This is a genomic window from Streptococcus mitis, assembly GCF_946190285.1.
GTDB classification, from domain to species: domain Bacteria; phylum Bacillota; class Bacilli; order Lactobacillales; family Streptococcaceae; genus Streptococcus; species Streptococcus mitis_CP.
Map to the genome: position 1 here is coordinate 15,860 of NZ_CAMHZX010000010.1, position 21,998 is coordinate 37,857.

The window sequence follows — 21,998 nt, forward strand, 5'->3', positions numbered from 1 at the left end:
GAGGGTGTCATGTATTATTTTATTCCAGCCTGGTATGGTTCAGAACGTCAGTGGCATGCGGATGTGATTCCTTGGTACCATTCACAATTTCGTTTTGAGTTTGATGATACCTTTAATCAAATTCGTCTTTTTCAAAGACAAGGAATATCGTCTCGCTTATTAGTATTAGCTTATCAACCACACTTACGTTATTTTTTACATAGACATGGTGTTTTAGAGACAGATGTCTACTCTATTTTTGATGATATGCAAGATTTCTATGGACTGCATACTCAGGTTCTTCATATTAGAGATATAGAGTGGGATAGTGATTGCCAATTTCTTTATAGTCCCTTTGCTATTATCGTGCAAAAAAAAGGTAAGAAATATGCTCAGATAGAGCATGGAGTAGAGGGGTTTATTAGTGACATTCGGTATTTTGATCCAAATGGTCAGATGAGCAAGCGCTATATCATGGACGACAGAGGATTTGTATCTAGTGTAATCTATTTTGAAGATGGACAAGCTATGTATCAGGACTATCTGGATCCTAAAGGAATTTGGCGATTTAGGGAATATATTCAAGAGGAAGGTAGAATTGAGATCAATCCGATTTTTGCCTATCGATTTAAATCGCTTAAATATCGAAATATGGAGCATTTGGTAGCAGAATTTTTTGATAACTATTTGAAAAAAAATCAGAAAAAGCAGGATATTTTTATCATTCCGTCGCATCCTTATCATGATCAGTTTATCTTTGATCATATTCCAAGTACTAATCCTAAAATTTTGAGTCTCTTTATCAATCGTAATTCACAGAATACCTTTAGAGAGTTATCAGTATCGGTTAATCGAGCTAGTTTAGTGTTAGTGGATAGAGAGGATAGTTTACAACTTTTACAGGAACTATATCCTGAACTTTCTAATAAATTTTACCATCTCTCTCCTTTTGATACACGTTTACGTCTGGGGAGAAGTCAAACAAGAAAAGAGTCTATTATTTACTATCAACTTGATTTCAACGAAGAAATTGATAGGGAAGCATTGACTCAAGTTTTGTTATTTATTGCTGAAACTAAAAATACAGAGGTCATTTTTGGAGCCTTTTCTGCTAGTCAGGAACAGATGGAAGATGTGGAGGATCTTGTTCATGAAATTATTCAAGAGAAAATTCATACTGATAGTTTAGAAAAAGGAATAGACTATGGAGATGCGGAAAATCCTTTAGAAGAAAATCAAGAGCAGGAACTACGTTTTCAATTTGTCAATATGAATGATGAGTTGGATTTGATTAAGACATTAGAGTTTGTTCGTTTGATTGTGGATCTTAATAAACAACCTCATCTCTATACTCAAATAGCGGGTATTAGTGCGGGAATTCCTCAGATTAATCGGGTTGAAACTGTTTATGTAGAACATTTGAAAAATGGCTATTTACTTTCAGATGTGACAGAGTTTTCAACGGCTGCACATTACTATGTAGATAGATTGAAAGAATGGAACCAGGCCTTGATTTACTCTATTGATAAAATCAAGGAACATACTGGTCACCGATTCTTAGATAAATTACATCAGTGGATTGAGGAGGTTACTAATGTCAAAGGACTATAAAATCCTACAGATAGGGATTGATAATTGGGATCATCATTACGATATTCCTGAAAATATGGATTGGTACTATTTCTGTCCCAACTCGCCACTAGCTCTTCGTAAAATGATGGAAATGGATAGCATCACAAATTTTCATGCAATTTTGGTAGAGGATGGTCAGTATTTATCTGATTTACTGTCTTTTATTCATCATATTGAGCCGCATACTCTTTTTTATGACAAAGATTTTAAAACGACAGATTTGGGTATTATTGATTTATTAAAAAAGCGGTGTGCTCAAGCTATAGACTTCTCAGATCCTCAGCTATTAGTAAATGATTTATCCACCTCTCTTTTTGGTGGAGGTTACGGTGATAAATTATTTCCATCAACGATACAAATTCGTTCAAGTTTTCGAGGGGCCATCTCTTATCAGGGACTCGATGATGTCAGTTTGGAAGGGAATTTTGGAGATGATTTCCAACAAATAGCTTACTGGCCAGATAATTTTATAGTTTATAAAAACTTCCCTATAGAATTATGGTTGGAATTTGAAAAGCAAGGAAACTGTGAATTTCGTTTTGTTATCCGTAAGATATGGTCTGGTGGTGTTGATGATTTTTTTGAAGAAAAAATCTATAATGAAAGTGAGTTGAAAAGGGCTATAGTGGTAGATAACGAAGAGATTGATATCTTTTTATCTGTATCAATCGAAGCTCGTGGCAGCGGAAGTTTAAAATTAGGAAATTTGCACCAACGTTGGAGTCGCAGACAGTTTGGTAAATTTTTCCTCGGGGGAAATATTCTACATGATAAAATTCGTGATGAAATTAACTACTTCTTTTATCCGGGTGATTTCAAACCACCTTTGGCGGTATACTTTGCTGGGTATCGTCCTGCCGAGGGATTTGAAGGATATTTTATGATGAAAAATTTAGGCTGTCCTTTCCTTTTGTTTTCTGATCCTCGTTTGGAGGGTGGAGCCTTTTACCTTGGTAGCGAGGAACTAGAAGAGAAGATAAAAGATACTATTCGTTATTACCTACAGTATTTAGGACTTACTCATAAAGATTTAATTTTGTCTGGTCTCTCTATGGGAACTTTTCCAGCTCTTTACTATGCTGGTTTCTTTGAACCTAGAGCTGTTATTGTAGGAAAACCTCTGGCTAATCTTGGAACAATTGCTCGTAGAGGTCGCTTAGATGCGCCAGCTGTCTCCAATTTGGCATTTGATGTGTTAATCCATCATACAAATGGAGTGACATCTGACCATATGTTGGAATTAGATCAGCGTTTTTGGAAAATCTTTAAACAAGCAAATTTTTCAAAGACAACCTTTGGTTTGTCCTATATGAAGGATGAAGAAATGGATCCACAGGCTTATGAGAATCTAGTTACTTATTTATGTAATACAGGTGCCAAGATTTTGTCTAAAGGAACTGCTGGACGACACAATGATGATACAGGTACCAATATTGCTTGGTTTCTTCACTTTTATCGAATGGTACTAGCAAGTGGTTTTGGAAGGGAGAAAGAATGATTATCACACAGAGACAGTCTATTCATTGGGGAGAAGTTGGTGGGACTTATATGTACGGATCAACTGTATCTTATTACCCTGACAAAAGTGTTCGGCTCTATAATCCTCTATTGCCATCTGGTGAGATTCTCAAAACTTGGCTTTCTAGTGTCAATTACCAGGCTGCAAGGACTCAGCCCCAACTTCCCTTACTAAAAAGAAATCAGGAGTATCAACTATCACTGGTTTTTGATTGTCAGCCTGAAAATGGAGTTTATACCAAGATAACTTTTTTTGACCGCTATGGTGATATTTTAGAAGAAAAGGTAGAAAAAGTGAAGGATTTTATATTTACTTATCCAGAAGATAGTTATACTTATCAAGTTTCTCTTTTAAGTGCTGGTTTTGAATCTTTAACTTTTTATCATTTTTCTATCAAGGAGATTAGAAGTGTTTAGACGTTTAGGTCAAGATTTCCAGCTTAGGAAAGTGAAAAAGATTTTACAGAGGATCAATAGCTTAAAAGGCAAGATGTCCTCTCTTTCAGATCAAGAATTGGTCGCTAAAACAGTGGAATTTCGTCAGCGTCTTTCCAAGGGAGAAAGTCTAGATGACCTTTTAGTAGAAGCTTTTGCAGTGGTGCGTGAAGCAGACAAGCGGATTTTAGGGATGTTCCCTTATGATGTTCAGGTCATGGGAGCTATTGTCATGCACTACGGAAATGTTGCTGAGATGAACACAGGGGAAGGGAAAACCCTAACAGCCACTATGCCGGTCTATTTGAACGCTCTTTCAGGAGAAGGTGTGATGGTTGTTACGCCTAATGAGTATTTATCAAAGCGAGATGCAGAGGAAATGGGTCAAGTTTATCGTTTCCTAGGTTTGACTATCGGGGTCCCATTTACAGGGGATCCAAAGAAGGAAATGAAAGCTAAAGAAAAGAAACTTATCTATGCTTCGGATATCATTTACACAACCAATAGTAATTTAGGTTTTGATTACCTAAATGATAATTTGGCTTCGAATGAAGAAGGTAAGTTTTTGCGACCTTTTAACTATGTCATTATTGATGAAATTGATGATATCTTGCTGGATAGTGCACAAACTCCTTTGATTATTGCGGGTTCTCCCCGTGTTCAGTCTAATTACTATGGGATCATTGATACACTGGTGACAACGCTGGTCGAAGGAGAAGATTATATTTTCAAAGAGGAGAAGGAAGAGGTCTGGCTTACTACTAAGGGGGGCAAGTCTGCTGAAAGTTTCCTAGGAATTGACAACTTATATAAGGAAGAACATGCATCCTTTGCTCGCCATTTAGTTTATGCGATTCGAGCCCATAAACTTTATACTAAAGACAAGGACTATATCATTCGTGGAAATGAGATGGTATTGGTGGATAAGGGGACTGGTCGTTTAATGGAGATGACCAAACTGCAGGGAGGACTCCATCAGGCCATTGAAGCCAAGGAACATGTGAAGTTGTCTCCTGAAACGAGGGCCATGGCTTCCATCACCTATCAGAGTCTTTTTAAGATGTTTAAAAAAGTATCTGGGATGACGGGGACAGGAAAGGTAGCAGAAAAAGAATTTCTTGAGACTTATAATATGGCCGTTATTCGGATTCCAACCAATCGTCCTAGACAAAGGATTGATTATCCCGATAATCTCTATGTGACTTTACCAGAGAAAGTGTATGCATCTTTGGAATACATCAAAGAGTATCATGCTAAAGGGAATCCCTTACTCGTTTTTGTTGGATCGGTTGAAATGTCTCAGCTTTATTCATCTCTCTTGCTTCGCGAAGGGATTGCACATAACGTTCTCAATGCCAATAATGCTGCGCGTGAGGCTCAGATTATCTCCGAGTCAGGTCAGATGGGGGCTGTGACAGTGGCTACCTCTATGGCAGGACGAGGGACAGATATTAAACTCGGTAAGGGAGTTGCAGAACTTGGCGGCTTGATTGTTATTGGAACTGAGCGGATGGAAAGTCAACGTATTGACCTTCAAATCCGTGGACGTTCTGGCCGTCAGGGAGATCCAGGTATGAGTAAGTTTTTTGTGTCTCTGGAAGATGATGTTATTAAGAAATTTGGTCCATCTTGGGTTCACAAGAAGTATAAAGATTACCAAGTTCAAGATATGACTCAACCAGAAATTCTCAAAGGTCGTAAGTATCGTAATCTGGTTGAAAGGGCGCAACATGCCAGTGATAGTGCTGGTCGTTCGGCACGCCGTCAGACTCTAGAATATGCTGAAAGTATGAATATTCAACGGGATATGGTCTATAAAGAAAGAAATCGTCTAATAGATGGTTCTCGTGACTTAGAGGATGTTGTAGAAGAAATCATTGCTAGTTACATAGATCAAGTGACTTCTTCAGAATATGAAAGCCGAGAGTTACTCTTCCACTTTATCGTGACCAATATTAGTTTTCATATTAAAGAAGTTCCAGACTATGTAAATGTGACTGACAAGACTGCAGTTCGTAGCTTTATAAAGCAGGTGATTGATCAAGAACTCTCTGAAAAGAAGGAATTACTGGAGAAACATGACTTGTATGAACAGTATTTACGACTCTCTCTACTCAAGGCTATTGATGATAACTGGGTAGAGCAGGTAGACTATCTACAACAGTTATCTATGGCTATCGGTGGTCAGTCTGCTAGTCAGAAAAATCCAATCGTAGAGTATTATCAAGAAGCTTATGCTGGCTTTGAAGCTATGAAAGAACAAATCCGTGCGGATATGGTGCGTAATCTCCTGATGGGCTTGGTTGAAGTCACTACCAAGGGTGAGATTATGACTCATTTCCCATAAAAAGAGGAAAATATGACAATTTACAATATAAATTTAGGACTTGGATGGGCTAGTAGCGGTGTTGAATACGCCCAAGCCTATCGTGCTGGTGTTTTTCGGAAATTAAATCTCTCCTCTAAGTTTATCTTTACAGATATGATTTTGGCAGATAATATTCAGCACTTAACAGCCAATATTGGTTTTGATAATGATCAAGTGATCTGGCTTTATAATCATTTCACAGATATCAAGATTGCACCTACTAGTGTGACAGTGGATGATGTTTTGACTTATTTTAGTGGTGTTGAAAGTCGTAGAGAAAAGAATGGCAAGGTTTTGCGTATCTTCTTTGCTGACCAAGATAAGTTTGTAACCTGTTATTTGGTGGATGAGAACCAGGACTTAGTCCAGCATGCCGAGTATGTTTTTAAGGGAAACCTGATTCGGAAAGATTACTTCTCTTATACTCGTTATTGTAGCGAATACTTTGCTCCCAAGAACAATGTTGCAGTCCTATACCAACGAACTTTTTATAATGAGGACGGGACTCCAGCCTATGATATCTTGATGAATCAAGGGAAGGAAGAGGTTTATCGTTTCAAGGATAAGATTTTCTATGGGAAGCAAGCCTTTATGCGTGCCTTTATGAAATCCTTGAATTTGAACAAGTCTGATTTGGTCATTCTTGATAGGGAGACAGGCATTGGACAGGTTGTTTTTGAGGAAGCACAAGCAGCGCATTTAGCGGTAGTTGTTCATGCGGAGCATTATAGTGAAAATGCTACAAATGAGGATTACATCCTTTGGAATAACTATTATGACTATCAGTTTACCAATGCAGATAAGGTTGATTTCTTTATTGTATCCACTGATAGACAGAGAGAAGTTCTGCAAGAGCAATTTGCCAAATATACTCAGCACCAACCAAAGGTTGTTGCCATTCCTGTAGGAAGTATTGATTCCTTGACTGAGTCAAGTCAGGGACGTAAGCCATTTTCATTGATTACGGCTTCGCGTCTTGCCAAAGAAAAACACATTGACTGGTTGGTCAAGGCGGTCATTGAAGCTCGTAAGGAAATCCCTGAATTAACCTTTGATATTTATGGTAGCGGTGGAGAGGATTCTCTGCTTAGAGACATTATTGCTAGTCATAAGGCAGAAGACTATATCCAGCTCAAGGGACATGCCGAACTTTCGCAGATTTATAGCCAGTATGAGGTCTACTTGACGGCTTCAACCAGCGAGGGCTTTGGTTTGACCTTGATGGAAGCTATTGGTTCAGGTCTACCTCTAATTGGTTTTGATGTACCTTATGGTAATCAGACCTTTATAGAAGATGGGAAAAATGGTTATTTGATTCCAAGTTCATCAGATCACGTAGAAGACCAAATCAAGCAAGCTTACGCAGCTAAGATTTGCCAACTGTATCAAGAAAATCGTTTGGAAGCTATGCGTACCCATTCTTACCAAATTGCAGAAGGCTTCTTAACCAAAGAAATTTTAGAAAAGTGGAAGAAAACAGTAGAGGAGGTGCTCCATGATTGAACTTTATGATCGTTATAGTCAGGAAAGTCGAGATTTACATGAAAGTCTAGTAGCTACTGGTCTTTCTCAACTTGGAGTGGTCATCGATGCAGATGGTTTTCTGCCTGATGGTCTGGTTTCTCCTTTTACCTATTATCTAGGTTACGAGGATGGAAAACCTCTCTATTTTAACCAAGTCCCTGTTCCAGCTTTTTGGGAAATTTCAGGAAATAATCAGTCTGCTCGTATTGAAGATATGACACAGGAGAGAGCTATTATTCATTATGCTGATGGAATGCAGGCTCGCTTGGTTAAACAGGTAGATTGGAAAGACTTGGAAGGTCGAGTCCGTCAGGTTGACCATTACAATCGCTTCGGAGCTTGCTTTGCTACAACAACCTTTAGCGCAGATAGTGAGCCAATTATGACAGTTTACAAAGATGTCAATGGCCAGGAGGTTTTACTTGAAAACCATGTGACAGGTGATATCTTATTGACCTTACCTGGTCAGTCCATGCGTTACTTTGCAAATAAGGTTGAATTTATCACCTTCTTTTTGCAAGATTTGGAAATAGATACAAGTCAGCTTATCTTTAATACTCTAGCGACTCCTTTCTTGGTTTCCTTCTATCATCCAGATAAGTCTGGCTCAGATGTTTTGGTGTGGCAGGAACCTATCTATGATGCTATTCCAGGTAATATGCAGTTGATTTTGGAAAATGATGATGTGCGTACTAAAAAAATCATCATTCCCAACAAGGCGACTTATGAACGTGCTTTAGAGTTGACTGACGAGAAATACCATGCTCAGTTTGTGCATTTGGGTTACCATTATCAGTTCAAACGTGATAATTTCCTAAGACGAGATGCCTTAATCTTGACTAATTCAGATCAGATTGAGCAAGTGGAAGCAATCGTAGAAGCCTTGCCTGATGTCACTTTCCGTATCGCAGCGGTAACAGAGATGTCTTCTAAGCTCTTAGACATGCTTCGCTATCCTAATGTGGTCCTTTACCAGAATGCTAGTCCACAGAAGATTCAGGAGCTCTATCAATTGTCGGATATTTACTTGGATATAAACCACAGCAATGAGTTGTTGCAGGCGGTGCGTCAGGCCTTTGAGCACAATCTCTTGATTCTCGGATTTAACCAAACGGTACACAATAGACTCTATATCGCTCCAGACCATCTATTTGAAAGTAGTGAAGTTGCTGCTTTGGTTGAGACCATTAAACTGGCCCTTTCAGATGTTGATCAAATGCGTCAGGCGCTTGGAAAGCAAGGCCAACATGCAAATTATGTTGACTTGGTGCGATATCAGGAAACCATGCAAACTGTTTTAGGAGGCTAACATGTCAGACGAAGATTTATTTTACAAAGACGTTGAAGGTCGCATGGAAGAGTTGAAACAAAAACCAATCAAGAAGGAAAAAGAAACCCGAGGGGAAAAGATTAGTAAGACTTTTTCACTCTTACTGGGTTTGATGATTCTGATTGGTTTGCTCTTTACTTTGCTGGGAATTTTGAGGTAGGCATATGATTGACATACTGATTGTTTTAGCTATTATCCTATCTCTTGCTTTGATTGTATTGGTAACCATACAACCCCGTCAAAATCAACTATTTTCTATGGATGCGACAAGTAATATTGGTAAACCAAGCTATTGGCAGAGCAATACCTTGGTCAAGGTGCTCACTTTATTGGTGAGTTTGGCCTTATTCGTCCTATTACTAACTTTTATGGTGATAACTTATAAATAGTAGGGAACTTCGGAGGTTTTAGGAGATTCTCAAAGTAACCAATGAAATAATAAGTGATTCTGCAATGAGCTTGTTTTTCCTTTTAAGAGTTATAAGCTTATCGTTGTACTCCTGAACCTATCCTTTATTGTAAATGTTTAATAACGCCTGATATTTAAAAGTCTCTAGATTAGTGAACTAAAAAGTAGTCCCTAAACTGGAGATTTTTTTTGTATTCATTTCTTATAACTTCATATTTATATAAAATATTTTTATTGTCTTGATAAAAGTATGTTATTATATTATATATTATTTTATTTATAAAATAATATTACACATAGTATTTGATTTTATAATGAAAAGGTGATATTATCAAACTGTATCAATAATACATTATATTTAGTCTAATAAAAATGTATTTATAATACAGATAAAATTTACTATAGTTTTTTTGTTTTTTTATATGGGTTATTATATGAGATCAAAAATACCTATCAGAGGTAAGATAAAATATAAGGAGAATACATATCGTGAAGAGAAATCAACAAGATTTTAGAACAGAAAAGTACATTCGTTACGGTATTCGTAAATATAGCTTTGGAGCAGCATCAGTAGCCATTGCAGCTGGTTTGATGTTCCTAGGTACAGGAGCGGTCGCTGCAGCGGAAACACCAAGTAATCCAAGTGGTGACAAAGTTCAAGTTGCTACAGTTAATCTATCCGACCAAACAGATGCGACCAAAGAAAGTTTATCAAGTGTAGACGAGGGCACGCATGCTCCAGTTAGCAAGGAAACTGTAGCTGAGGAAACGGTTTCTAAGGCAGTTAATAAACAAACTGTTACTCATGAAACTGAAGAGTCAACTAAACCTCAAGAAGCTGATAAAAAAGAAGATGCTAAGCAAGAGTCATTTCCTTCAGATAAAAACACTGAAGTAAAAGAGACACCGTTTAAGAGTGAAGAAAATCCATCACTTAATCTTTCGTCTTTAAAAGAAAAATTAGCTGATTTGGAAGCTCAAATTGAACGTATCCGTGGAAATAAAAAACAAGCTTCTCAAATCCAAAATGCTGAAAAACTTGTTGCAGAAGCTAAACAATACCTAGAAGCTTTAGATACTACTCAAAAAGAAGTAGATGCGAAAGCAAAAGAAATTAGCTCATTTACTTCTATCTTAAAATCAATGAAAGCGGAAGAAACTGTAAAACCAAAGAAAAACAGTGACAGCCGTAATGATAAAAAGATGGAAGAAGGAACTGGTTTTAGAACAGGTACTGAAGCTGCAGGGGGTGCTACAACTTCAACAACGACGGGGGTTGGAGCAGATGTGAAAGATGCGACAGAAACACCTGCAGTTAAAAGACCTCCTTATACAGATAGAAAAGTAGCAGAAAGTCTAACAAGACAAATTACATGGTTAGATTTTGGAGATGAAAGGCACTGGCATGAGGTTGATAAAGAAAACGGCAAAATTTATTTAAAAGAAGGTTCTTATTACGAGAATGATGTTTACCCAGGTTATCGTATTAAGATAAAGGTGAAATCATTAAAACCATTCCAAGCAACAGAAATATATAGAAAGAGAATGGAAGCAGGAGGAGCAACGGAAGAGGAAAAAGCTACATTTGATCCTAATGCGACGAATAAATATATTACTGGAAGTGCTAGATCAGGAGCAGATGCTCGCGTAACTGCGTCTGCTCAAGATCGGTGGTCTGAAATTAGAGACAATGGTATTAATACTGGTGAGAAAAAAACTAGAATAGCAGTAGATGCTGACGGCGGAAACTGGGGCATACAATTTGATGTAACTGCAACTTATAAAGGAAAAACTGTACGTCCGGCAGTATTAATGGCCGATGCAGAAAGTGCAAACCCAGGTGAAAATATTCTTTTTACAACGAATGGTGATGGTTGGAAACAAGTCATTGAATTGAAAAAGAATAGAGAAGATGCTAAACAATATACACCAACCAATCTGGAGAATATTCATCAAGATCTTCCAGACGGTACATATCCTGGTGCAAGTAGCGGTAACTGGAACGGTATGAAAGGATTGATGGGTGGAACAAAACTTTTGCCGGTTGGGAAAGATGGTAAGAAAATAGTACCGAAATATTTTGGAAATCCTGATCAAGAAACTGGAGGACTAGGTACGGGAGTGTTTGGACCTGGTGTAACATCTGGCCCTTATAGTGTACCTGTTGTAATGACGAAAGGTGCAACTGAAGTTGGTATGTATATATTATCTCAAGGGATGCAATCAGCTATGATGGGGGTTATTCCGTTAGATGAAGGGGATGCTCCTGAAAGCTATGGTGAAGCATACCATACCATGAATACCAGAGATGGAATGAGTGGAGCTGATGTAAAACAACCTTACTTAGGTAGTCAAAGACCTGACCCAGATACTCATAACCATAAAGATTGGAATGGGGATGATGATGGTACTGATACCTCAGATGAAGGAATCAATCAATTACTTCCGGAAAGTTTAAAAGGACATGAAGGAAATATTATTAAGGCAAATGTTTCAAAATCTGGGTATTATACCATGAATATTCAGGCGCACACAGGTGGCGCTCCTAAGGCATATATTCGTTCTTGGATTGATTTTAATGGTAATGGTAAATTCGATTCTGATGAAGCTTCTGATATTGCAGAAATTACAGAAGATGGAGATGTAAAATTACACTTTAAAAATAAAACACAAAAAGATGCAGAAAATTTACTTGAAGCTGGTACTAGAGTTCGAATTGCAATAAATAAAGATGAAATTGAAACTCCAACTGGACTAGCATTCTCAGGGGAAGTGGAAGACTTTAAGGCGAAGATTACTCATCCACCTTATGGAGAAAAGAAAACTACAGAAGGTGAAATAAAACAAACACAAAGAGATACAGTTCATTTCACAGCACGTGGTAAAAATGTTTACGAAAAAGAGGATGTACTTGCTGAAATCGATACAAAAGTACCCCCGGTATATATTGATAACAAAACTGGTAAAGAAATTACTTTATCAGCTGAAGGAACGTATACTGTAAAAAGACAAGGAACATATAAGTTTACTACTAACGGAGCAGATGTGAATGTGGAATTTACTCCAGCTACTGGTTTTGTAGGAGAAGCTCACGGGATAACAATTCGTCGTCAAGATACGAACAAAACAACGACAGAATGGGGAGTAAATGATTCTGACTCTACATCAAATGTAAATAATGTAACAAACACGATGGATGGATTGTACATTCCTAAAGTAAGAATTCCAACAGTTACTCCAACTCCAAATAACGCGGAAAGTAGTAATATACAAGGATTCCCACAAAAAGGTAAACCTACCTTTACTGTAGAAACTTCGGATGCTCCAGTTACTGCATCAGTAAAACACCCCGCAAGACTGATTGATCCAAGAACGAATGCTCTTGCAAATTCTGCGGTTGTAGATGCCTTAGATTCAAATAATAATAAAGTCGGTACTTATAAGATAGCTCCGGAAACAGGAGAAGTAACATTTACACCAAATATTGATTATAGAGGTGAAGTAAAACCTGTCAAAGTGTCTGTTCCAGTTGTTGTAGCACATGATAAAGATGATAAGGATATTACAGTTACTACAGAAGCTACGTATACTCCAAGAATTACTCCAGTAACACCAACTGCAGAAGCGTCAACAACTAGAGATGTTCAAGGAAAAGCGCAAGTATCAAGAATCGTCTTTGATACAGTAGAAAATAATGCCGATAAAAATCAAACGGTTAACTTTGATAAAAGTCCGGAAGTAGGTACTGATGGAGAACATGTTGGATTAGATAAAGAAACATTAACATTAGTAAATGCTTCAGGAGTTGAAACAAATACAGTCACAACAGACCAAGGTGAGTATGTATTAGATAAAGTAAGTAAAACTATTACGTTTACACCGAAGAAAACATTTGTTGGAACAGCAACTGCTGTAAATATTCGTATCAAAGATATGAATGGAACAAAAGTTGAAACAACGTATACGCCAACAGTGATTGAAGTTACCCCTACAGGTAAAGACTCAGCAACTTCAGGGCCTCAAGGACTTACACAAAAATCTCCAATCTTATTTAACGAAAGAGAGGAAACTGATGGAACAACTCTAAACTTTGATACAGGTCATGAAAGAGTAGCCCTAAAGCCAGAAACGTTAACTTTACTAAATGGTACTGCTAAAGTTAAGAGTATCACTGTAGAGAATGTCGGAACTTATGAATTAGTGGACAATGCGATTACATTTACACCTGCGCCAGCCTATCATGGAACAGCAGAAGGAGTAAATGTTCAAGTTGAAGACGAAAATGGAACAGTTGTTACGAAAAAATATGTACCAACAGTAACTGAATTAACAGTAACTCCAGAAGGTAAAACAACGAAAAATATCCAAGGGGAAACTCAAGAAGGAACACCAACCTTCACGATTCCCGCTGAATCAACGAATGCAACTGTAACAAGTCGTAAACTAGTGGATCCAGCTGATCCAACTAACACACCAAAAGATACAGTAACATTAGATGGTAAAGGAACATTTACCATTGATGGAAATGGAAAAGTAACATTCGTACCAGTTCCAACTTATAAAGAAGATGTTCCTCCAATTACGGTAAAAGCAACTGTAACAGTTACAAATGCTAAAAATGAAAGTACAACAATCACATCAACAGCATCTTACAAACCAATAATTGTACCAGCTGAGATTGATAAAGCACCAGCTACATCAACGAACTTACAAGGTTTAGTACAAACTGGAACACCAACATTTACACCGAAAACAATCGAAGTAGATGGAGTACAAAAAACAATTAGTGTTCAAGCAAATAGCTACAAACTAGTAAAAGATGGAAAAGAAAGTGAATCACTTCCAGCTTATAAAGCGGGAACAGCTGAACAAATTGGTACGTATACAATTAATCCGCAAAATGGAACGGTAACATTTACACCAACAGATAAAACTTATACAGGAGCAGTAGAACCAGTAGATGTACAAGCAACAGGATCAAATGGCGTAAAAGTAAAAACAACGTATACACCAACTATCACACCAGTAACACCAACAAAAGAGCCATCAGCAACAACTGATGTACAAGGTAAAAAACAGGTCTCAAGAATTGTGTTGGATACAGTAGAAACAGATGCTGATAAAGATAAAACTGTGAACTTCAACAAAGGAAGCGAAACAGGTGCAAATGGTGAACGAGTTGAGTTAGATGCTAATACCTTAACATTGTTAGACGGAACTACTGAAGTAACAACTCTTACAACAAGCGATGGTAAATATGAGTTAGATAAAGCGAACAAAACAATTACGTTTACTCCAAATAAAACCTTTGTAGGACCAGCTACACCTGTAAAAGTACAAATCAAAGATGTGAATGGTACAAAAGTTGAAACGACTTATACGCCAACAGTAACTGACGTTACAATGACAAGTGTGGATAAAGAATCTTCTGCACCACAAGGAAAAACACAAACAGGAAAACCTGAATTTACAGTTTCAACTCCAAAAGTGCATATTACAGGATATAAATTGTTAAATCCAACTGGAAACACACCAGTAGAAGGAAATGAAATTGAAGTACCAGACCAAGGAACTTATCGTATTAATCCAACGAATGGGGAAGTAACTTTCATTCCAAAACCAGGTTTCACAGGACCAGCAACTGGAATCACAGTGCAGGCTACTGATGAAAACGGAGAAACAAAAGATGCGAAATATAAACCAACAGTAACTGCATTAACAATAACTCCACAACCTGTAACAACAACAAATATCCAAGGGGAAACTCAAGAAGGAACACCAACATTCCCAGTTCCAGCTGAATCAAATAACGTTACAGTTACAAGTCGTAAACTAGTTGACCCTGCCGATCAAACAGAAAAAGACAGTGTAAAAGTAGAAGGAAAAGGAACATTCACAATTGATGGAAATGGAAAAGTAACCTTCACACCACTTCCAACATACAAAGGTGATGTAGATCCAATTACAGTAAAAGCAACTGTAATCATTAGAAATGATAAAAACGAAAGTACAACAATTCCTTCAACTACAACATACAAACCAATTATCGTATCGGCTGAGATTGATAAAGAACCAGCAACATCAACTAACTTACAAGGTTTAACACAAACAGGAACACCAACGTTCAAACCGAAAACTGTAGATGTAAATGGAACACCAAAAACAATTACGGTTCAACCAAATAGCTACAAACTTGTAAATGGTGGAGCTGAAAGTAATACACTTCCAGCATATAAAGCTGGAACAACCGATCAAATTGGTAGTTACACAATTGATTCAGCGACAGGACAAGTGACCTTCACACCATCGGATAAAACTTATTCAGGTGAAGTAGCGCCAGTATCTGTACAAGCAACAGGATCAAATGGAGTAAAAGTAGAAACAACTTATACACCAACTATAACACCAGTAACACCAACAGCAGAAAAATCTGCAACAAGTGATGTACAAGGTAAAAAACAAACTTCTTCAATCCTATTAGATACACCAGAAAACAGTGTCGATAAAGATAAAACTGTGAACTTCAACAAAGGAAGTCAAGTAGGGGCTAATGGAGAACGTGTCGAATTAGATGCAAGTACATTAACATTATTAGATGGAACTAATGAAGTAACATCTCTTACAACGAATGATGGTGAATATGTATTAGATAAAGTAAGTAAAACTATCACATTTACACCGAAGAAAACATTTGTCGGAACAGCAACACCGGTTAAAGTTCAAATTAAAGATGCAAATGGTACAAAAGTTGAAACAACTTATACACCAACAGTAACTGAAGTAACACCAACAGGTAAAGATTCAGCAACTACTGGATTACAAGGCTTTGCTCAAAAATCTCCAATTATCTTCAATCAAAAAGATGAAGAAGATGGAAAAACAGTAAACTTTGACACAGGTAATGAAAAAGTTGCCTTAAAACCAGATAAATTAACATTATTGAATGGTAATGAAAAAGTTAAGACAATTACTGTACCTGATGTTGGAACGTATGAATTAAAAGACAATGCGATTACATTTACGCCACTTCCAAGTTATCATGGAACTCCTGAAGGGGTAACTGTTCAAATAGAAGACGAAAATGGAAAACTTGTTACGAAAAAATATGTACCAACAGTAACTCAAGTAACACCATCAGGGACAAATGCTACTTCAAGCGGATTACAAGGAAAAGTTCAAACTGGTAAACCTGTATTCAATGGTGGAGTACCTGAAGTTCCAATGAATGATGAAGTACCAGCTACTTTAGAGGGTGCTGATCAAGACGGAAAAGTTGTTATAGCAGGAAAAGGTACTTATACAGTAGCAAAAGACGGAACAGTAACATTTACGCCGGATAAAAACTTTGTTGGAGTAGCTCCAGCAGTGACTGTCAAACGTGTTGATAAAAATGGAACAATTGCTACAGCAACGTACACACCAACAGTAACAGACGTTTCAATGACTAGTGAGAATAAAACTTCAGAAGCACTACAAGGGAAAACACAAACTGGCACACCAACGTTCACGATTTCAACGCCAGCTGTTCGTATTACAGAATACAAATTAGTTGATCCAACGAATAATACGCCTGTAGAGGAAGTTGAAGTAGAAAATCAAGGAACATACAGTATTGATAAAGCAACTGGGGAAGTGACATTTGTTCCAAAACCTGGATTTACAGGACCAACAACAGGAATTACGGTACGTGCTACAGACGAAAATGGCGAAACAAAAGATGCGACTTATACACCAAGTGTAACGCCACTAAAAGTAACACCAGAAAATAAACAAACAACGAATATTCAAGGGTTACCACAAGAAGCAACGCCAACATTTAAACTTCCAAAAGGAGTAACAAATGCTGTAGTTACAGAACGTAAATTGATAGATCCAAGTACTAAAGCTCTAACAAATGCTGTAACAGTAGATGGAAAAGGAACATTTACAATTAATGCAAATGGAAAAGTAACATTTACGCCAGTACCGTCATATGTAGGGGATGTACCTGCCATTGAAGTACAAGGAACGATAACTATCCTAAATGATAATAATGATAGAACGACAATAACTTCAAAAGCTTCGTACAAACCAATTATTGTTCCAATTGAGTTGGAAAAAACTCCGGCGGAATCTACAAATGTTCAAGGATTAGTTCAAAAAGGAACTCCAACATTTACTTCACCAGAAAGCGTAGAGATAAATGGAGTTGAAAAAACAGTTACCGTTAAACCAAATAGTTATAAACTTGTAAAAGATGGAACAGAAACTGATTCAATTCCAGCATACAAAAAGGATACTCAAGAAGTTATTGGTAAATATACAATTGATTCGCAAACAGGAGAGGTAACATTTACACCTACGGATAAAACTTATACAGGTGAAGTAGAGCCAGCAACTGTACAAGCAACAGGATCAAACAATGTAAAAGTACAAACAACGTATACTCCAATTATTAAGCCTGTAAAACCAGTAGGAACAAATGCAGGTTCAGAAGGAATCCAAGGTGCACCACAATCAGGAACACCAAGCTTCAAGTCAGGAAATGAAAATATTCCGATGACAGTAAGTGCAACAAATCCTGCTAAATTAGTAGATCCAGCTAATAACCAACCAATTGAAGCAACAGAAATTGATGCTAAAAATGCAAGTGGAGAAAAAGTTGGTAAGTACACAATTAATCCTGCAACAGGAGAAGTTACATTTACTCCAGAACCAGGATTCTCAGGAACACCAGTACCAGCAACAGTACAAGCAAAAGATGGTAATGGAACACCAACTACAGCAACTTATACACCAGTTGTAAAAGCTGCAGTACCATCAGGTGATAACCAAGTAACAAGTGATATTCAAGGTGCAAAACAAACAGCAACACCAGTATTTACACCAGGTAAGAATACTGTAAATAATCAAGAAGTATCTGTACCATTTGAGGCAACAAGCAAAGCGAAATTAATCGATCCAAGTAAGACTGGAGACGAAAGAGAAGTAACAACGCTTGTAGTTGAAAACCAAGGAACATATACAATTGATGACAATGGAGTTGTAACATTCACACCACTTCCAACATTCAAAGGGGAAGCAACAGCAGTATCTATCGTTCGTAAAGATAAGAATGGAACACCAGCAACTGCTACGTTCAAACCAAGTGTAGTAGGAGTAGCACCAAGCGCAACAGCAGCAACAACTACGAAAGTACAAGGATCGCCTCAAGAATCAGAAGTAACCTTCACACCAGGTAAAGCAACAATTGGAACTGAGGAAAAATCAGTACCAATGGATCCAACAGCATACAAACTATTAGGTGGACAAGAAGGTAAAACACCATTAGATACAGTTCCAGCAATGTCAGAAGACGGAACAAAAGAAGTGGGTACTTATACAATTAAAGTCGTAGATGGAAAACCAGTTGTAACATTTACCCCAACAGATAAAACATATGCTGGAAAACTAAAACCAGTAACCGTTCAAGGTAAAGATACAAACGGAACAGAAGCAACTACAACGTATACACCAGTGATTACACCAATCGTACCAACAGCTGAAAATGGAACATCAGAAGGGCCACAAGGTGTTGAACAAACAGGAAGTGTAACATTCAAACCAGGTAAAGAACCAGGAACAGAAAACACACCTGTAGCCATTGATAAAACGAAGATAACTCTATTAGGAACAGATGGAAACCCAGTAGAATCATTAACAGTAAGTAAAGATGGTAAAGAAATTGGTACTTACACACTAGTGAAAGATCCAAGTGGCCTACCGACTGGAGAAGTGAAATTCACTCCAACAGATAAGTCATATGTAGGAGAAGTTCCACCAGCAACGGTACAAGTGAAAGATGCGAATGGAACACCAGCAACAGCAACTTACACACCAACATTTACGGAAGTAAATCCTACATCTAAACCATCAGAAACTACAGGATTCCAAGGATTACCACAAACATCACGTGTTGTTCTAGATGAAAAAGATGAAGCAGATAATACAACTGTAAACTTCGATAAAGGAAATGACAAAGTAGCTTTAGTTCCAAGTACATTAACATTAGTGAACGCTGATGGAGCAAAAGTTACAAGTGTAACAGTTCCAAACGAAGGAACATATGAATTAAATAATGGCGTGATTACATTTACACCATTACCAACCTTCCATGGAAAAGCTTCAGGAGTAAGTGTTCAAGCTGAAGATGTGAATGGTAAAGTAGCAAAAACTACTTATACACCTACAGTGACTGAAGTAAGACCAGTTGGAACAGATGCAGGTTCAGAAGGAATCCAAGGTGCACCACAATCAGGAACACCAAGCTTCAAGTCAGGAAATGAAAATATTCCGATGACAGTAAGTGCAACAAATCCTGCTAAATTAGTAGATCCAGCTAATAACCAACCAATTGAAGCAACAGAAATTGATGCTAAAAATGCAAGTGGAGAAAAAGTTGGTAAGTACACAATTAATCCTGCAACAGGAGAAGTTACATTTACTCCAGAACCAGGATTCTCAGGAACACCAGTACCAGCAACAGTACAAGCAAAAGATGGTAATGGAACACCAACTACAGCAACTTATACACCAGTTGTAAAAGCTGCAGTACCATCAGGTGATAATCAAGTAACAACAGGAATCCAAGGTGCTGTACAAACATCAACACCAGTATTTACACCAGGTAAAAACACTGTAAACAATCAAGAAGTATCAGTACCATTTGAAGCAACAAGCAAAGCGAAACTAATCGATCCAAGTAAGACTGGAGACGAAAGAGAAGTAACAACGCTTGTAGTAGAAAACCAAGGAACATATACAATTGATGACAATGGTCTTGTAACGTTCACACCACTTCCAACATTCAAAGGGGAAGCGACAGCAGTATCTATCGTTCGTAAAGATAAGAATGGAACAGCTGCAACAGCAACTTACAAACCAAGTGTTGTAGGAGTAACACCAAGCGCAACAGCAGCAACAACTACGAAAGTACAAGGATCACCTCAAGAATCAGAAGTAACCTTCACACCAGGTAAAGCAACAATAGGAACTGAAGAAAAATCAGTACCAATGGATCCAACAGCATACAAACTATTAGGTGGACAAGAAGGAAAAACACCATTAGATACAGTTCCAGCAATGTCAGAAGATGGAACAAAAGAAGTAGGTACTTATACAATTAAAGTAGTTGAAGGAAAACCAGTTGTAACATTTACACCGACAGATAAGACTTATGCTGGAAAACTAAAACCAGTAACCGTTCAAGGTAAAGATACAAACGGAACAGAAGCGACTACAACGTATACACCAGTGATTACACCAATCGTACCAACATCTGAAAATGGAACTTCAGAAGGACCACAAGGTGTTGAACAAACAGGAAGTGTAACATTCAAACCAGGTAAAGAACCAGGAACAGAAAATACACCTGTAGCGATTGATAAAACTAAGATGACTCTATTAGGAACTGATGGAACAACACCAGTAGAATCATTAGAAGTAAGTAAAGATGGTAAAGTAATTGGTACTTACACACTAGTTAAGGATTCAAGTGGCGTACCAACTGGAGAAGTGAAATTCACTCCAACAGATAAGTCATTTGTAGGAGAAGTTCCAGCAGCAACAGTACAAGTAAAAGATGCGAATGGAACACCAGCAAAAGCAACTTACACACCAACATTTACAGAAGTAAATCCAACAGGTAAGGATTCAGCAACTACAGGATTACAAGGATTTGCTCAAAAATCTCCAATCGTCTTCAATCAAAAAGATGAAGAAGATAAAACAACTGTTAACTTTGACACTGGTCACGAAAAAGTAACATTTAAACAAGATACTTTAACATTAGTGAATGCAGCTGGAGATAAAGTGACAACAGTTACTGTACCAGATGTTGGAACTTATGAATTAAAAGATGGTGTGATTACATTTACACCGTTGAAAACATTCAAAGGGAAACCTGAAGGTGTAACAGTACAAATTGAAGATGCTAATGGTAAAGTTGTTAAGCAAAAATATGTACCTAATGTAGTAGAAGTTCTTCCAACTGGTAAAGATACAACATCAACAGGACTTCAAGGAAAAGTACAAACAGGAAAACCAGAATTCACACCAGGTTCTCCAGAAGTGCCAATGAACGATGAAGTAGCGGCAACATTTGAAGACGGAAATGTAACTAAGACAGTAGATAAAGTAGGAACATACACAGTAGCAAAAGATGGAACAGTAACATTCACACCGGACAAAGCGTTCAGTGGAGAAGCACCAGAAGTAACGGTTAAACGTGTTGACAAAAATGGAACATCAGTAACAGCCAAGTACAAACCTACAGTTACAAAAGTAACACCAACAGGAAAAGATACAACATCCACAGGACTTCAAGGAAAAGTACAAACAGGAACACCGGTGTTCACACCAGGTTCTCCAGAAGTACCAATGGACGATGAAGTACCAGCGACATTTGAAGATGGAAACATCACGAAGACTGTAGACAAAGTCGGAACATACACAGTAGCAAAAGATGGAACAGTAACATTCACACCAAACAAAGACTTCTCAGGCGAAGCGCCAGAAGTAACGGTTAAACGTGTAGATAAGAATGGAACATCCGTAACAGCGAAGTACAAACCAACAGTTACAAAAGTAACACCAACAGGAAAAGATACAACATCCACAGGACTTCAAGGGAAAGTACAAACAGGAAAACCTGAATTCACACCAGGTTCTCCAGAAGTACCAATGGATGATGAGTCACCAGCAACATTCGAAGATGGAAACATCACGAAGACTGTAGACAAAGTCGGAACATACACAGTAGCAAAAGATGGAACAGTAACATTCAC

The 21,998-nt window shown here is 37.7% G+C and carries 9 protein-coding genes; all 9 read left to right on the forward strand.

What is annotated here, in order from left to right; translation table 11 throughout:
- Positions 1-9 precede the first annotated feature (9 nt).
- Positions 10-1,590 carry an accessory Sec system protein Asp1 gene (gene asp1 / locus N8L39_RS09130; protein ID WP_261010784.1) on the forward strand — a complete coding sequence of 527 codons (1,581 nt, stop codon included), beginning with the start codon at positions 10-12 and terminating at the stop codon, positions 1,588-1,590.
- Complete coding sequence (asp2, locus tag N8L39_RS09135; protein WP_261010785.1) at positions 1,574-3,109, forward strand: accessory Sec system protein Asp2; 1,536 nt, start codon at positions 1,574-1,576, stop codon at positions 3,107-3,109. The genes asp1 and asp2 overlap by 17 nt, the downstream gene beginning before the upstream one ends.
- A complete protein-coding gene (asp3, locus tag N8L39_RS09140) occupies positions 3,106-3,546 on the forward strand; it encodes an accessory Sec system protein Asp3 (protein ID WP_261010786.1) in 441 nt (146 codons plus the stop codon). The genes asp2 and asp3 overlap by 4 nt, the downstream gene beginning before the upstream one ends.
- A complete protein-coding gene (gene secA2, locus N8L39_RS09145; RefSeq protein WP_261010787.1) occupies positions 3,539-5,911 on the forward strand; it encodes an accessory Sec system translocase SecA2 in 2,373 nt (790 codons plus the stop codon). Before asp3 ends, secA2 begins: the two co-directional genes overlap by 8 nt.
- A gap of 12 nt (positions 5,912-5,923) precedes the next feature.
- Positions 5,924-7,435, forward strand: coding sequence for an accessory Sec system glycosyltransferase GtfA (gene gtfA / locus N8L39_RS09150; RefSeq protein ID WP_261010788.1), 1,512 nt, complete (start codon positions 5,924-5,926; stop codon positions 7,433-7,435).
- A complete protein-coding gene (gene gtfB / locus N8L39_RS09155; protein WP_261010789.1) occupies positions 7,428-8,765 on the forward strand; it encodes an accessory Sec system glycosylation chaperone GtfB in 1,338 nt (445 codons plus the stop codon). Before gtfA ends, gtfB begins: the two co-directional genes overlap by 8 nt.
- A gap of 1 nt (position 8,766) precedes the next feature.
- Positions 8,767-8,946 (forward strand): accessory Sec system protein Asp4, encoded by a 180-nt coding sequence (gene asp4, locus N8L39_RS09160; protein ID WP_001278708.1) that lies wholly within the window; start codon positions 8,767-8,769, stop codon positions 8,944-8,946.
- Positions 8,947-8,950: 4 nt separating this feature from the next.
- Positions 8,951-9,175 (forward strand): accessory Sec system protein Asp5, encoded by a 225-nt coding sequence (asp5, locus tag N8L39_RS09165; RefSeq protein ID WP_000565444.1) that lies wholly within the window; start codon positions 8,951-8,953, stop codon positions 9,173-9,175.
- 509 nt (positions 9,176-9,684) lie between these two features.
- The coding region (locus N8L39_RS09170; protein ID WP_261039362.1) for a YSIRK-type signal peptide-containing protein at positions 9,685-21,998 on the forward strand (12,314 nt) is incomplete at its 3' end.

What these genes read in the sequence shown, in the direction of transcription:
- asp1 (WP_261010784.1), top strand. Translation starts at nt 10, where the DNA reads ATGTATTATTTTATTCCAGCCTGGTATGGTTCAGAACGTCAGTGGCAT.
- asp2 (WP_261010785.1), top strand. Translation starts at nt 1,574, where the DNA reads ATGTCAAAGGACTATAAAATCCTACAGATAGGGATTGATAATTGGGAT.
- asp3 (WP_261010786.1), top strand. Translation starts at nt 3,106, where the DNA reads ATGATTATCACACAGAGACAGTCTATTCATTGGGGAGAAGTTGGTGGG.
- gtfA (WP_261010788.1), top strand. Translation starts at nt 5,924, where the DNA reads ATGACAATTTACAATATAAATTTAGGACTTGGATGGGCTAGTAGCGGT.
- gtfB (WP_261010789.1), top strand. Translation starts at nt 7,428, where the DNA reads ATGATTGAACTTTATGATCGTTATAGTCAGGAAAGTCGAGATTTACAT.
- asp4 (WP_001278708.1), top strand. Translation starts at nt 8,767, where the DNA reads ATGTCAGACGAAGATTTATTTTACAAAGACGTTGAAGGTCGCATGGAA.
- asp5 (WP_000565444.1), top strand. Translation starts at nt 8,951, where the DNA reads ATGATTGACATACTGATTGTTTTAGCTATTATCCTATCTCTTGCTTTG.